This is a genomic window from Lonsdalea britannica (assembly GCF_946477055.1).
GTDB classification, from domain to species: Bacteria; Pseudomonadota; Gammaproteobacteria; order Enterobacterales; family Enterobacteriaceae; genus Lonsdalea; species Lonsdalea britannica_A.
Window position 1 is genome coordinate 1 of sequence record NZ_CAMKXG010000054.1, and the last position, 15,864, is coordinate 15,864.

The following is a 15,864-nucleotide window of genomic DNA, read 5'->3' on the forward strand; positions in this document are numbered from 1 at the left end:
CCAGACTCAAATCCGGATAATCTTGCAATGCTTCAAGAAAACGTAGCTGATTTTTACGGGATTCAACATTAGCAACGTTTAGCAGATATCGTTTATTCGCCAATCCTCCCCACTTACGAAATAACTCAGGAGAAGCAGAGTCGAAAAAGCTCTTTTCAACGCCGTTATACACCACACTGAAACGCGAGAGATCCACCTCGTAAACTTCACTAAGCGCTTTGGCTTCAAGCGAAGAATTCACAATGATCCTGTCGGCAATTGACAATAATCTCTGAATATCATCATGTGGGTAATTCCACTTGGTTTCAGGTGTAACCCATAAATTTGGTGTAATGACGAGATGCTTTCCCTTTTTTTTCAGGTAGTCACATAGCTGATACGAGCCAGGCATCACAGAAAAAAAGTGAAATATCTTCGGCTCGTCTGGCGTTGGCTGCCATGGATCGTACAACCTGACGTTATGGCCAAGCACTTCCAGGTGTGATTTCCATGCCATTAATTGGCGCTCTCCACCACCTGGGCAATCGAAAGCCCATGGATAAACGCCAAAAATTACATCGTATTTCGTCTGCCTGCTCATGCTCATTCGAAGGTGTCCTCCTGGCCTGTTTCCCTCCTATCGACCTGATTCCCTAACCCATCCAAATGCTCGCGCAGATAACAGGCAGTATCATGCCAACTAACCATACGATATTGGCTTTTAATCTGCTCTCTGATCGAAGCCAGACGATCGGGGAACTTTATCCACTCACTCATTTTTTCTACCCACTCATTAGTCATTAGAGGATCAGCGAATGGAGTCAAATCGGGAGCAATCTCTAGCATGCTAGAGCTTCGAGAAGTGATGCACGGAACGCCGTAACAAAGACTTTCTGCAACTGGCAGCCCCCAACCCTCGTAGATAGAAGGGTATACGGTAAAAAGCGCTGAAGCGTATAAAGCCCCAATATCTGAATCATTCAAATCGGATAGAATTTCCACTTTGCCATTCAAGACTGGATCGCCTTCGACCTGTATGCGTACATAGGCATCATATAAACCCTGTCTCCCCGCGATATACAGCTTCGGCACATCAATACCGAGATTCTGGATCATATAGCGATAGGCATTGAGTAATGTAATATGATTTTTTCTAAATTCGATGGTGCCAACTGAGAGAATATAATCCTCTACGATTTTACTTTTTACTCTTTCGGAAACATTATCTACATCAGCCGGAATATTGTCTCCAATACGTAATATATTGATATTATTAATTACCAAACCCAAACGTTCCGCATAATCCAATACATCTTTTCGAGTACTAAGCGAAATGGTAAAGCAGACATCGGCTAGCTGTATGGCACGTTTTAGCCAACTTTCAAAGCGTGCAACAAATTCCTGTGTATAAGTAAAAGGGAATTTAATTGGAATAATATCGTATATCAACAGCCCAAATTTAATGCCGCGGGCGACATAGTTGCAAATATGCTCAAAGTGCTCTGGATAATCCCAGTCATGCCCTGAAGCGAAAATCATGTCTCCATTTTCAAGGATGACTCGCTCTCCCGACGCTCTGGTATCAGCACAGTAAGCATAACAATCACCAACCGCGTCAAAAATGACAGTGACTACATTTGGCATCACATCAATCAAAGAAACGCCCAGTTCATTGATAACACGCTGAATGCCAGTGGGCTTTCCCACCCAGTTGTTCAATGCTGTACAGTCAAAAACAACCTTCATTTATCTATACACCTAATCAAATTAACCTAAGATATTCAGTCAGAGGCGAAACAGCATCAAACATATTCACGAATTCTGCGCGAGGCGGGCGTTGAAGAACTTGGACGTCTCTATGATGTGCGAATTGACAGACTTGGTGACGAATTTCTTTCTCATCGGTAGGATCAACCTGCATGCAATCAGGGCCCAACATTTCGTTCGTCCATTCTGAACGAGAAAGTAGCAGCGAACAGCCCATAGCGGCAGCTTCCATAGCCGAAGACCCAGGAAAGTCGAGCGGAAGCTCGATCACCATTTGGCTATGCGCCAATGCGGAAAGATGCTGTTCAGAGCCAAAAGGCATGGCTGGAATAAACCGAACATTGGATCCAGCCTGACGTTTACACTCATCCGCGTAGGCCTGATCTCTTACACCACCGGAAATAATCAAGTCTAGATTTAAATCTTTGAAAGCACGCACGGCGGCCAATTGGTTTTTTTGGGGCTCAATGATACCGGGCCATATTGCATATGACGTCAAACCATATGATTCCCGAAAAACATCCGTCACATTCTTACGAAAAAACTTGGGTGAAATCAGAGGTGAGACGTGAATAACATCTTTTCCCTCTATATCCAGATACTGACGGAAATGGTTTTCTTCCGTCTGAGAGCGGAATACGACGGCATTAAAATGGCTTAGTAGTGCCGTTAAACGCGCCAGGGTGCCGGGTGAAGGAGGTTCAACAAACCACAAGTTAGGCCAAAGGATCAGCCTCAGGCCGTTAGCTTTGGCAGACTCAATGACATGCTCAGATCCCCCCGCCATAGAAAAATGAATAACCGACTGATACGCATTAATAGAACGAGATGTGGGGCCATAGATATCGCAAATCATACCTGCACGATTTATTGCTTCGTTTAGCAGATGAATCTCTCGTTCGCCCCCACCGTCGTACATAAATGCGCTGGGAAATGTAGTCAGCAGGATACGATTCAAGTGACCTCCCCTTCTATGGCTGCCAGTTTTATATGCTTGTATTCCATGACATTTCGGCTACTGATTTTGAAATAGAGATAATCACAATTGCTAATTGGGAAATCAGGATAAAGAGAAATATTGAGAGACATTAGATAAAGATAGATAGAGCGCAGCGTACCTTCATGGCCTGCGATCAAGACGCGATCATCATCCGACCAACGAGTCTCGTTATTGCTATACCACCCAGTGATTCGAGCGACCATTTCCCGGAAGGTCTCCCCGCCAGGATAACGTAAATCAGGAGATAACCAAGGCTGACGAAAACGGGCATCACGCTCCCAAAGTTCGCTCAACGTAATGTGACTCACATCGCCGGTATTTAATTCTTTCAGCTCATCTTCAAGTCTGATCCTATCTGTGCCCGCTAATCCAGCAATCGTGTTGACAGCTCTTGAAAGCGGTGAAGAGTAGATGTGAGTGAAGGGGATATTGTTCAGCTTCTCACAGACTTTCTGAGCTTGCTCGCTTCCCTCTTGCGATAACGGATAATCTGATGAACCGCAAACCAACTGCCGTTCGTTGGCAAGACTTTTACCATGCCTCAGCAAATAAAGTTCCATATCTCAATCCGAAGGTAGTATATCAATAAGGTTACGCGTCAAAATCCGTAGGTCTTACAAACACCGACTTCGAAGTCTATGTGTCTCTCATTCATGTCGTCAGGGAATGAAAAGTTTCGTCCTATCAGATCGATCCGGCTTTGCATGAGACGTCCAATGGTCTCTACGGAAAACTCTCTCTCTAGACGTAATCTGGCTCGCGCGGCGCGCTTTACCCAGACGCCATGATTCTGAACCAAATCTTCAAAAGCTTCGGTGGCATCGTTCAAATCAGGTTCAGCCCAAACGTCATCATAGCGATAACGTGGTCGATTATGGCCTACGGGCCTTAATTCGTAAGCGACGAGTCTCGAATCTGCCGCATTACAAAAATCCATATTGCCCGAGTATCCGGTAGTCAAAATCGGAATACCCCGACTCATGGCATCAGATATGGTCAGACCAAATCCTTCCGCTCTATGCAACGAGACATAAGCGTCAGCCTGTTCATACAGCGCCGCCAGTTCTTCAGGCTCTAAATATCCATCAAGCACGACAAAGTTGGTATGTTCATTAGCTATCTTATGTAGCTTTTCGGCCAGCATTTTGTCCTGATCCAAATTCCGAGTTTTCATGATTAATCGGACCGAAGGATTCCCCGCATGGGCATCAAGAAATGCTCGCACAACAAATAAGGGGTTCTTGCGTTCAGCATCGCTAAACACATCAAACACAGCCAAAAAATTGAAGGCGTCAAACGACTTTCCTATCGCTCTTTCTTTCATTCTTTGATTGATAGGATTGCTTTCAATAGGGTATGGCATTTTGACAACAGGAATATTGGCAGAAAGCGAGATAGCCGACTGGCACAATGAAGATGGCGTCCAGATTTCATCAAAAAACTCCAGTTGCCTCGCCCACTGGCTTGGTATTGTGGGCATTTCATGAACCCAAAAACCTATGTTGTAAAACCCTTTTAACGAATCTTCTCCAAGTCGTGAAAAATAAAGAGGCACTCGTCGGGCATTAAAATGAAAAATGTTGACCCGATATTTTAGTGAAGCGATCAAGTCGTCATCAATATTCGCATAATCAACAATTTCTTTAGGCCCAGGTCTTGATAGCAGATGAACCTGACAAGGAATCCCTGATGCTTTCAGGCATGCAATGTTCAATCCGGCAACGCGGCCGATACTATCTCTCGCTTTGTAGGGGCCAAAGAAATTAATCCCACTTTCAATCATTTAGGCATACCATTTAATGCTTTCAGCATTTTAGATAATCTTCCGGACCATGTATTATCGCCAACCAGCATATCGACTTCTTTTTGGTCAAACCGTCCGCGAGTTAACTGCTGTTCGATTGCGTTAACAAAGCCTTCGGCAGTATTGGCAGTGAGCATTCCCTCACTGATCGTCCTGGAGAATGATAGCGGCGTCGAGACTACTGGAATTCCTGCCGCAAGATATTCGAAGTACTTCATGGGAAACATAGAATCCGTGTATTCATTAATAAGAGAGGGCAACAGCCCAACTTGAATTCCACGGAGATAATCGGGTAGGACCTCATAACGACGATACCCAAGAAAATGCACGTTTGGTAACGTTTCCAGTTCTGCCACCAACGCACTTTTTTGGCCTTCACGTTCTGCGCCGATAAAAACCCAATGCCAGTCAGAGCGCATTCGAGCAACACTCAGTAGTAACTGGAAATCAATTTTAAAATCAGAGAGAACACCATGGTAGCCCAGCCTAGGCTCCGGAATGCAGGCTAAATCTTCAGGAATATTCCCTTGCTTTAACCCGTTACCAAAATGAGCTGCATCAACCACATTCGACAGAAAATAGGTATTGCCATTAAGTTGCCGACAACGTTCCGCCAGCGCGGGGGCGGTCGCAAAAACAGCCTTAGCCTGATGGAGCAGTTGCTCTTCTGCGCATCGGAATGCTTTAGCGTCAACGCCTGGCACAGCCGCAAGATCGTCAACGCAGTGGTATAACAATGCACTCCCCTTTAGGGAAGCAAACAGATCCAACATAAAAGGGTGATAAGTCCAGACTAAAGGTGGAGACTTTATTTGCCTGGGGAGGTTACGCCAGATAGCAGCCTTTAACAGCCAACGATTCAACCATCTTGTGACTCCATATCGATACCCAGCTGGAATCAATAGCGGCGAAAGCACTCGTATATGGGGTGCACGACGAGGCGCACCGACAAAAAGAGAGCGTAATCCTTTGAGCAAACGCTCTCTCAACCGCTGCCAGTCACGGTTACTCGCAGGCCGAGGCGCTCGTAATCCTACGCTTTCAACATAGAGTACCTCGACACCCAGCTCAGCAAGCGCTTTGGCACAGTGCTGTTTGTTCGTCCAATAAGGTTCATCCCAATCTGCTGTCGCAAATAAAATACATGATTCAGGAATCTCCGACCTATCGAGCTCTACGCTATCGACCACAAAACGCCTCCACGGGCTGCTCCAGCAATGCATTCGCGATTCGATGAGCCGCCTTCCCGTCGCCATAAGGCGTCGACAACGTCTTCAATTTTTCTACTTTTTCAGGATGAGAGAGCCAATCGTTAATCGCTTGCTCAATTCGTTCAGGATCTTGTCCTGCCAATGTAGCAAAGCCTGCGTTAACACCTTCCATACGCTCGGTAAACTCACGCATAACAACAACCGGGGTGCCAAACGTTGGCGCTTCCTCTTGGATGCCACCGGAGTCAGAAATCACAAGTTGGGCGTTGGCGATAAGGTAAAGACTCGTGTGGTAATCAACAGGGTCGGTTAACAATAGATTAGGGATATGCCCTAAGAACCGTCGTACCGGGCCGCTAACTGCGGGATTGAGATGGACAGGAAATATCCACTGTAGCTCGGCATAACGCTCACATAATCGCGCGATCATATGGCAGATATTTTCCATTACCTCACCGAAATTCTCTCGCCGGTGGCAGGTCAGCAATACGAAAGGTGCCGCAGAGATCCAACGCTTAAGATCGTCGGTAAGCTGCGCTGGTTTTCCTTCTTTCCAAGACGCCTGGGCCTGATAAATAGCATCTACGACCGTATTCCCTGTCACGATAATGCTATCTTTATCAATGTTTTCCACTAGTAACGCGGCGGCAGCCGCAGAGGTGGGCGCACAATGCAGCGTGGCGATGCGCGCAAGCAAACTCCGATTCGCCTCTTCAGGGAATGGGCTTGCCAGATCGCCCGTACGCAATCCGGCCTCAACGTGGGCAATACGTATCCCACGATGAAAAGCGGCAAGTCCTGCGCAAAAGGCCGTCGTGGTGTCACCTTGCACCACGACCCAGTCAGGTTTCTCTTGCTCGAAAACCTCATCAAAATCGCTAAGTTGGCGGGAAGCGAGGATATTCAGCGAACGTCCTGGACTCATGGTATCGAGTTGAATATCGGGTACCAGAGAAAATGCTTCTAAAGCTTGAACCAGCATTTCTCGATGCTGACCGCTGGCGCAGATTCGGACTTCGGCACGATTGCGCAAAGCCAGTATCACCGGAGCAAGTTTGATCACTTCGGGCCGAGTTCCTAACGCTATGAGGATTTTCATACCAGCACGACTCCATGAGTGATTTCGTCTGTCGAACCACGGAATTCTACGGCCAATCTCAGGTCATCACCAGTTGCAGGAACATAGGCAACAATACCTCGCTCCTCGCGGCATAACTGCACGGCGGCACGATGGCGTAAGAAATTCATTGCACGACACTCATCCAAAAAGAGAGGTTGTTCCGTATGCTCGCGAATATAGGAGATAAAATCTTGGTGGGCGGAGATACGAGCTTCCTCATCGGGCCAGCCATATTGGTACCGAGAAGAGAAAGGATGGTCCAGATAACCAAAAAGCGTCCGGGTTTCGTATGCGCAATCAAACGCACGTTTAAAGATCGCTAATGGATCTCCGTCGATCAACATGCAATCGCCATGCAGCATACTCTGTTGAGAGTGTCCGACAAACCCCTTAGGCAAGTGAGCTAACTCACCTCCCCTTGCGATCAAAAACTCAGGGTCGTTGCGGATGATACCGCCAATACAACCCCGATATCCCACATCACACAGGGCAGCTAACGCATAGTCAGGAGACTGATGGAAAGGCGAAACCGCATATTCCACCCGCACGCCACAGGCCTGCTCTATCTTTTTCCGCGATTCCAGACCTTCCCAATGCGCGGCACCATAGTTGCCACCCCAATCCGGCGCATGCGTTGCCGTATGAGACAGCAATACACCTCCCTCAGCCAAAAACTCACGTAAAAAAGCTGAGTGTTCGTCATTCGGTAAATTATTGGTGTGAATGGCTAAAGACAGTGGCACCTGGGCTTCGCAATAAGCTCCCCAGAGCGCCCGGGCAGACGCGATATCTTCATCGCAATCCAACCGCATCGTAATTGCCGCATCATGACCGTAAGGAATCTCACTGATGACAGGGAAACACGGCAACACATCGTGGCGCCAGCTGCTAATGAAATTCTCGACCATCCGCCATTCAAACGAATCTATCACCCCCACTTCGCGATTGACCCAAAGAACGCTACTACTGACTTCATCAAAGCGTGCGCAATAGCTGGCTAATACCTTGTCTTTGAGTTGAACATTCGCAAGCTCGGCATTTTCAGGAGCTCTCAGTGGGGAAGTCAGACTCCAGGGTGTTCCCTCTACACGCACCGCACCGAATCCCAGGTTATTCCATTCATCGGTAAAGTCGAAACGCTCTAGAGCTCGCTCCCAATTTTGCACACCTAGATCTTTACCCAGCGGCAAATAATGAATAAATGCTTCGCTTTCCGCGAAATGCCCACTCGGTGCTGATGGGCTGCGCGCCCAAGGCGCTGTGGGTTCAGGCCAGGCATACGGCGTCATATCAAAATGCTGTATCAGGCAATGAGGCAATTGACCAAATAAAAGGAGTTTTCGTGGTCCTTGAGCCAACCAGGCAAGCAATGCCTGGCCTTGTACTTCATCGGGGCTGATGGCCAGCAAAAAGTTGTGCTGAGGAAGGTCCCAAATCGCGACCTGCTCAGCACCGGAAAATGTCACCGAGCGACGTAACGCAGCCAGTACCAACTCTCCACTGGTGCGATTTTCCCAACGATAAAGAACACCGATCATACACTCACCACATGTCGGAATTTGGCGCGATGGCCAACGCGGATAAAATCATCATGACCAACGAATGCGACGGTCATTGAATCAGGCCAATAGTGTTCAATTTTGGCAGCAATTTGCGCTACATCCGCATTCTGTTCAGGCACAATGCGCATCAGCGGTTTTTCACCTCGCATATCAATCTGAAATTCCTGAATTCCACCGACGCGAAAATCCAACATGTCTTGTATTGTATGCGTAGGATAGGCCACACCATTTAGATGGATGATGTCATGAATACGTCCTGTAACATCTGTCAGGTAAAAGCCGTCATTTCGCTGTTCAACTTTCGCCAGGTCACCCGTTGTATACCGAATCAGCGGCATAAGGCGGTTATGAAATCCCGTAAAAATCAGCTCATGATCCCCGAAATCATTTTCGGCACTTTCGGGCCATCCTTCTGAATCAAGAACTTGTAATCCTTTTTCATGTCCTGAAAGTTCGTAAGCCATCACCCCAAGTTCAGCAAGACCGTAACGGTCAACAACTCGACATTTTAAGATACGCGCAATTGTTTCACGCATATAGGGAGCCAATAGTTCCCCGCTTGACTCAAAGACTTCAAAGGTTTTAGCACTACCGTACTCACGTTCGATATAGCATGCCAAAGCATAGATCGTGGAAGGATGAGCATGAACCATGTAAGGCTTACGACGTTTCAGCGTCTGCCAAATTTCAGCCAACCCGACATCATCCAAACGGTCAAAGAAAATGTTGCTGCGATTCATGGCAAAACATTTAAAGTCTTCAAGCGTAGGCCAGCCTGGGTCGGCCATATCAGGAAAACGACACGCGAAATGAAGTTCAGACTGTCGTTTCGAATTTCCCACCGATTCTCTGCAAAATAGCGTCACAGCAGCGGACCAATCTGCTGCTGGCTGATCGTAAGCTATATGGCAAGACAATCCGGTAGAGCCACCGGTCTTACACATATGGTGACGAATATCACTAAGAGAGCGGGAGAAAAGACGCTCGCCTTGTTCACGAATAATGTCTTTCGTCAGCAAAGGTAATTCTTGCAGATAACCAATGTCTTTCGCCACGGAATCGGGCGAGAAGCCCGTCGAGGCAAACAGATCACGGTAATAGGGCACCTCGCTACCGGCGAAATTCAGTACGTCCACCAATGCCGCTTTTGCCTGAGCCAGTCGCCGATCAAAAGGTTGTCGATAATGCCGGCGTAACGCATGGACTTTATCCGTGACCTGACGCTTCTCATGCTTTTCTGCCAAAGGATAAGCAATATTTGCACTCACGATCCCTTTTACAACGCTGAAAGGCGGCAGCGCAAAGAGTCTCTCTGAGGCAAGCAGCACTGGATGCTGTGAAGATATCTTCCATTCAGAGAGTTTCAAAATTGACTCCCGCAGCAGCGGAACTAATTTTTTCATCGCTGACAATGACACCATGTTCAAGATGAATTTGACGATTGCACACCCGAGCGATCAATTCCGGAGAATGCGAGGCTAAAACCAAGATTGAAGCCTTACTGACTAACGTATCCAAACGTTCTGCAGCTTTAGCGCTAAATTCGGCATCACCCACGCTCAGCCATTCATCCATGATCAGAATATCAGCTTCAACGCTGGTTGATATGGCGAATGCGAGGCGCAGTTGCATACCGCTGGAATAGGTACGAACCGGCAAATTCAGGTAATCGCCCAGACCAGTGAAATCAGCGATTTCATCAACTTTGCTGCGAATATGTGCGGGTTTAAGTCCATCCGTAATGCCTCGTAAATATATATTTTCGAAGCCGGATGCATCAGGATCGATGCCCGTAGAAACATCGAGCAAAGACGCTGTACGTCCTTGGATGGACAGTCGCCCATGCACGGGCGCATAAATACCCGATAAAACACGTAAAAGTGTAGTTTTTCCCGACCCATTGTGGCCAGTCAGGCCAACACGCTCACCTTCCTGGATATTAAAGTCAATTTCATTCAGTGCACGAACGACAGGATGCTGACCAACATTGACACCGATTCGGCCACCTGTGGTGAGGTGCATAACGGTATTTTTAAGTGAACGATGCGAGTTATCGAATATAGGAAACTCGACGCTAAGTTTTTCGGCAAGAATATGTGTTTGCATAGTATTACAGCCAGTAGGCTACACGGTCACGGCAGCGAGTCATCAGATATTGAGCAAAAGCAAAGCCAACCACCAACAAAGCGATGCTGTAAACCCATGATAAAGTTGGAACAGGTTCGCCCATAATTGGCGCACGAACAATTTCGATCAGGTGATAGAACGGATTGTAATCCGCCACCCAACCGCGATCCTTGAGCGCTTGAGTCTGCCACATGACAGGGGTAACAAAGAAGAACACCTGAAAAAGGTTACCAATGATAGGAGCAACATCTCTGAAACGTGAACACAAAATACCAAAGACAATTCCAGACCAAACCGCATTCAGCAATACGATGAACAGCCCCGGGATAATCAAAAGGACTTCAAATGTAAACGCATGTCCAAAGGCGAGCATAAACAGGATAACGACAGGTAGGCTATGCAGTAGGATGATGAAGTTACGCCAAGCCATACGACACACGTGCGTAGTCAACGGCATACGCACCTGCTTAATGATATGACTAGATCCGATAAGACAGGCGCACCCTTCATTTGCCGCAGTGCTGATAAACTGCCATATAACCAGCCCGACTCCAAGATATGGCAGATAGAAGGATATATCCTGGCCTAACAACTCTGAGTACAGAAAGCCTAGCGCTCCAACCATGATCAAGGTCGTCAATGTGAACCAAAATGGGCCCAAGACAGACCGACGATAGCGCTGGCGGATATCATGCCAGCCCCAAATCAGCCAGACATGATATGCCTTGAGGCCCTCAAGCATATCGGTTTTACCGTTATGCTCTTTCCAACCAGAGGGAGCGATATGCTTGTTAGTCGTCTCACTCGTCAAATTAGTGGTGTGGGGTTTCATTCAGTTATTGCCTTCAAGATATAAAAAATTCGCAGGTTTCTCATTGAGGAGTGGTGGGCGTAGAGAAGGGGGATTGCGCAGAAACATATTACCTAAACCCAGCCCACCTTTCATCGGTATGGATTTTAATCACACTTGCCGCATTTTCAGACTCACATGCTCAAGTGCAATAACACCATCGATAAAAAAACCACTCTTCAATCTAGGTTTAGCTCGTTAATCAAGCGATTACATTTTCACAAGACGTTCAACAACAGCCACTTTTTCCCACACGAGTTCGGGCATATCGCGACTCTCAATATTCAAACGCAGTAGCGGTTCAGTATTAGAGGTACGTACATTTAATCGCCAGTCGTGCATATCCATACTCAAGCCATCGATAAGTTCAGTAGATAACGCTTCGGAGGAGAATTCACTTTCTATTCTCGCGAGGATAGCGCCACTATTCGCAACCTTATAGTTTATCTCGCCACTACAAGGGAACGCTTTAATACGTTGTCTAACGAGACTCCCTAAAGTCATTTCCTTCACCGCCACCAGCTCAGCGACCAACAGCCATGGAATCATCCCGCTATCGCAGTAGGCGAAATCACGGAAATAGTGATGGGCGCTCATTTCTCCGCCGTAGATGGCGTCTTCTTTGCGCATACGCTCTTTAATGAAAGCATGCCCGGTTTTCGACATCACCGGAACACCACCGGCTTTTTTCACCACGTCAATGGTGTTCCAGGTCAAACGCGGATCATGAATAATCTTGGCGCCCGGTTGCTTCTGCAAGAATGCCTCAGCCAGAAGGCCAACGATGTAGTAACCTTCGATAAACTCAGCATGTTCATCGAACAAGAAGCAGCGGTCGAAGTCGCCATCGAAGGCGATCCCCATGTCTGCACCATGCTCACGTACAGCGTCAGCCGTGTCTTTACGGCATTCCGGCAACAACGGATTAGGAATGCCATTGGGGAATGTGCCGTCAGCCTCGTGATGAACCTTGATGAATTCGACCGGCGCTCCCGCCTGCTGGAAACGCTTTTCAATTTCATCAATGACATGGCCTGCAGCACCGTTGCCTGAGTTAATCACCAATTTCATCGGGCGTGTGAAGTTGGCCAGGTCGACATACTTCATCAGATGGTCGACATACTCGTTCAAAACAGAAATCTGCTTGTAGCTACCGCGTTTGGATTCGTCGACCGGTGCAAAGTCATTCGCTTCGGCGATACGCTGAACATCACGCAATCCGGTATCGCCGCTAATCGGTTTCGCATTTTCGCGCACCAGTTTCATACCGTTATAATTCATTGGGTTATGACTAGCAGTGACTTCAATGCCGCCATCGATACCTAAATGAAAAGTCGCGAAGTAAATCTCTTCGGTACCGCTCATGCCAATATCCAGTACGTCCGTCCCCGCATCCTGAAGGCCCCGTGCCAGCGCTAATTTAAGCGCTTCGCTGGTCAGGCGTACGTCGCCGCCCACGGCGATAGTTTTCGGTTTTAAAAACTCACCATAGGCTCTGCCGATGCGATAGGCGATATCTTCATTCAGCTCCTGACCTAATTCACCGCGAATATCGTAGGCTTTGAAACACGTTAATGCTGACATAAATCCCTTCTAAACGTTTCAGTTACTGGTTATTGACTACATAAATAAAGTCGTCGTCACCCAAGTAGGAACCGGATTGAATCTCCAATAGTTCCAGCGGAATTTTGCCTGGGTTTTCGAGCGTATGTTGTGAACCAATGGGAATAAAGGTCGATTGGTTTTCCGTCAACAGCAGCGTTTTATCTTGGATAGTCACTTTTGCCGTCCCCGAAAGAATGACCCAGTGCTCCGTGCGGTGGTAATGCATCTGCAGCGGGAAGGACTCGCCGGGTTTGACCGTAATACGATTGACGTTAAAACGGTCGCTCTGAACCACCAGATCGCAACGCCCCCAAGGCCAGTAGGTTTCGCGGTGGCGACGATATTCACTACGGCTATTCGCCTTTAGAAACTCCACTACGCGTTTAACGTCCTGCACTTCGTTTTTATTGGCAACCAATACGGCATCTTTCGTATTCACGATAACCAGATTGTCCACGCCAATGGCGGCCACTAGCTGATCGTCGGTATTGATATAGCAATCTTGGGTGTTATGCAGGAAGGTATCCCCTTGCAGGGAGTTGCCCTTTTCGTCTTTTTCATTGACTTCCCACAGCGCGGACCAAGAGCCGACGTCGCTCCAGCCAGCATCTAATGGGATAACCACGGCATCATCCGTCTTCTCCATGACCGCATAATCCACGGATTCATCCGGGCAGTTCATGAAGCAGTCTTTGTCGATTTTGATAAAGTCGCTTTGTTTATCTTTGCTGGAGATTGCAGACCGGCAAGCTTCCAGGATATCAGGCCGGAACTTCTCCAACTCCTGTAAATAGCGCTTGGCATGGAACATAAACATACCGCTATTCCAGTAGTATTCACCGCAACGCAGATAAGCTTCTGCCGTTTCAAGGTCCGGTTTCTCGACAAAGCGCTGCACACGGAAAGGTGCGTTTTCATCACCCGACACCTGTTCGCCACGGTGAATATAGCCATAGCCCGTCACTGGGCCGGTAGGGATAATGCCAAACGTGACCAGACTGCCTGCTTTAGCGTGAGGAATCGCATTTTCAACCGCCGTATGAAAGGCGGCTTCATTTTCCATAATGTGGTCTGCGGCGAGAACCAGCAGGATGGGGTTATCGCCCGCCGAAACCGCATTCAGCGCTGCCAGAGCAATCGCTGGCGCCGTATTACGGCCCACAGGTTCAAGGATGATGTTACTGGAGAGCTTGTTGATTTGTCGCAACTGCTCTGCAACCAGGAATCGATGTTCTTCGTTGCAGATAACCATCGGGTCGCGCGTCTGGATGCCATCGAGACGATTCACCGTCTCCTGCAGCATGGAGTTTTTCCCATGCAGGCAAATGAATTGTTTGGGGTAAAGTTCACGAGAAAGTGGCCATAAACGGCTTCCGGTTCCACCGGCCATAATCACTGGAAGTAGCATTTTGCGTTGTAACCTTTTATATATCTTGGAATTATTTGTATAATTTTATGCAGAAAATAATCAAACACGCTTTCTACTCTCACTGATCTTTCTCTGCGCATATTCCAACCTTTGCTTCTGTAGATTGGCACAACGCCCTGCGCGGACAGGGAAAGATCGTATCAACAAGCATAGTCACTACTGTCCAAGACCGACAACGTCGGAAGACATTATTGAATCCTGTTTTATCAATAAATAAACACTTATAGCTTAACCTCTCGACACTGTGCCCTAACAGTACAAAATGAAGAGAGATTAAGGCTCTTCAACCCTATAACCAGATAACAATTTCACGTTAAAGCAGCAATACAGAAACAACTCAACTACAAACTCTACAGCAGAACGTTTTCCTTGAGCGTTTTCGCCTGTTCATCTTTTGCGGACAGCACAACATTCCCATTCTGGATTGGCCAGTCGATACCAATAGCGCTGTCATTCCACAAAATGGAATGTTCCGCAGCAGGGTTGTAGTAATCGGTGCATTTATAGACAAACTCAGCTTCCTCACTGGTGACATAAAACCCGTGAGCGAACCCTTCAGGCACCCAGAGTTGGCGTTTGTTTTCAGCGGAAAGCAAAGTGCCGACCCATTGGCCAAACGTCGGCGAGCCTTTACGAATATCGACTGCGACATCAAACACTTCCCCTGACACCACGCGAACCAACTTACCTTGGGTATTCTCCGTCTGATAATGCAATCCGCGCAGGATGCCCTGTTTGGACTTGGAATGATTGTCCTGTACAAATGGGCAAGGCCGTTTGGCGACCAGATCTTCGAATTTTTTCTGCTGCCAGGTTTCCATGAAGAATCCCCGCTCATCACCGAATACCGCGGGCTCAATAATTTTCACATCAGGTATAGCCGTATCGATTATTTTCATAAGATCACTTATACGCTTGAATGTTGTTGAGGGCGGACTGCCAGTCGCTGGGGGCAATACCAAACTGTCGCTGGATCTTCTGACAATTAAGTCGGGAGTTGGCCGGGCGTTGGGCGCGAGTAGGATAGTCGGAGGTCGAAATAGAGGACAATGTTGGCAGGGCCGGGAGTAACGCCGCCTTGCCTGCCTGCTCGAAAATAGCCTGTGCAAACTCGAACCAGCTGACGTACGGCATACCGGAGAAATGATACACGCCCCACTCAGGCGTGTTGCCGGCTTCAATAAATTCCACCATGTGAATCAACGCCGCAGCAATATCGCCAGCGTAAGTCGGACCGCCAACCTGATCGCCCACGATGCTGAGCGCATCGCGAGTTTCACCCAGACGCAGCATCGTCTTGACGAAATTATTGCCATGTTCGCCAAACACCCACGCGGTACGCAGGATCAAATAGCGATCGGCCAGTTCAGCCACCGCATACTCCCCCGCGAGTTTGCTTTTGCCATAGAT

At 47.8% G+C, this 15,864-nt stretch carries 15 protein-coding genes; all 15 read right to left on the minus strand.

The genetic code is table 11. The features are described 5' to 3' along the window. On the minus strand, positions 1–586 hold a 586-nt coding region (locus tag Q7O77_RS05920), incomplete at its 3' end, for a glycosyltransferase (RefSeq protein WP_304164283.1). Then, the gene (locus Q7O77_RS05925) at positions 583–1,725 is read right to left on the minus strand and encodes a glycosyltransferase family 1 protein (protein ID WP_304164286.1); all 1,143 of its coding nucleotides are present in this window, start codon (positions 1,723–1,725) and stop codon (positions 583–585) included. The genes Q7O77_RS05925 and Q7O77_RS05920, both read right to left, overlap by 4 nt. A gap of 16 nt (positions 1,726–1,741) precedes the next feature. Next, entirely contained in the window at positions 1,742–2,704 is a 963-nt protein-coding gene (locus Q7O77_RS05930; RefSeq protein WP_304164289.1) for a hypothetical protein, read from the minus strand. Then, entirely contained in the window at positions 2,701–3,306 is a 606-nt protein-coding gene (locus Q7O77_RS05935; RefSeq protein ID WP_304164292.1) for a histidine phosphatase family protein, read from the minus strand. The genes Q7O77_RS05930 and Q7O77_RS05935 overlap by 4 nt, the downstream gene beginning before the upstream one ends. Positions 3,307–3,344: 38 nt before the next feature. After that, positions 3,345–4,529, minus strand: a complete 1,185-nt coding sequence (locus tag Q7O77_RS05940; protein ID WP_304164294.1) for a glycosyltransferase — start codon at positions 4,527–4,529, stop codon at positions 3,345–3,347. After that, positions 4,526–5,740, minus strand: a complete 1,215-nt coding sequence (locus tag Q7O77_RS05945; protein WP_254902576.1) for a glycosyltransferase — start codon at positions 5,738–5,740, stop codon at positions 4,526–4,528. Before Q7O77_RS05945 ends, Q7O77_RS05940 begins: the two co-directional genes overlap by 4 nt. Continuing rightward, positions 5,730–6,860 carry a non-hydrolyzing UDP-N-acetylglucosamine 2-epimerase gene (wecB, locus tag Q7O77_RS05950; RefSeq protein ID WP_304164298.1) on the minus strand — a complete coding sequence of 377 codons (1,131 nt, stop codon included), beginning with the start codon at positions 6,858–6,860 and terminating at the stop codon, positions 5,730–5,732. Before wecB ends, Q7O77_RS05945 begins: the two co-directional genes overlap by 11 nt. Next, entirely contained in the window at positions 6,857–8,419 is a 1,563-nt protein-coding gene (locus tag Q7O77_RS05955) for a polysaccharide deacetylase (protein ID WP_304164300.1), read from the minus strand. Before Q7O77_RS05955 ends, wecB begins: the two co-directional genes overlap by 4 nt. After that, positions 8,416–9,846 (minus strand): phenylacetate--CoA ligase family protein, encoded by a 1,431-nt coding sequence (locus tag Q7O77_RS05960; RefSeq protein ID WP_304164302.1) that lies wholly within the window; start codon positions 9,844–9,846, stop codon positions 8,416–8,418. Before Q7O77_RS05960 ends, Q7O77_RS05955 begins: the two co-directional genes overlap by 4 nt. Then, positions 9,797–10,549 (minus strand): ABC transporter ATP-binding protein, encoded by a 753-nt coding sequence (locus tag Q7O77_RS05965; RefSeq protein WP_085651309.1) that lies wholly within the window; start codon positions 10,547–10,549, stop codon positions 9,797–9,799. Before Q7O77_RS05965 ends, Q7O77_RS05960 begins: the two co-directional genes overlap by 50 nt. Positions 10,550–10,553: 4 nt before the next feature. Further along, positions 10,554–11,402, minus strand: a complete 849-nt coding sequence (locus tag Q7O77_RS05970) for an ABC transporter permease (protein WP_085651308.1) — start codon at positions 11,400–11,402, stop codon at positions 10,554–10,556. Between the two features lie 228 nt (positions 11,403–11,630). Next, the gene (gene cpsG, locus Q7O77_RS05975) at positions 11,631–13,004 is read right to left on the minus strand and encodes a phosphomannomutase CpsG (RefSeq protein WP_085651307.1); all 1,374 of its coding nucleotides are present in this window, start codon (positions 13,002–13,004) and stop codon (positions 11,631–11,633) included. Between the two features lie 22 nt (positions 13,005–13,026). Continuing rightward, positions 13,027–14,433: a mannose-1-phosphate guanylyltransferase/mannose-6-phosphate isomerase gene (locus tag Q7O77_RS05980; RefSeq protein WP_304164310.1), complete on the minus strand. Its 1,407-nt coding sequence runs from the start codon at positions 14,431–14,433 to the stop codon at positions 13,027–13,029. A 371-nt stretch (positions 14,434–14,804) separates the two neighbouring features. Continuing rightward, entirely contained in the window at positions 14,805–15,353 is a 549-nt protein-coding gene (gene rfbC / locus Q7O77_RS05985; protein WP_085651305.1) for a dTDP-4-dehydrorhamnose 3,5-epimerase, read from the minus strand. Between the two features lie 4 nt (positions 15,354–15,357). Beyond that, positions 15,358–15,864: sugar nucleotide-binding protein (locus Q7O77_RS05990; protein ID WP_304164313.1), on the minus strand; the 507-nt coding region annotated here is incomplete at its 5' end.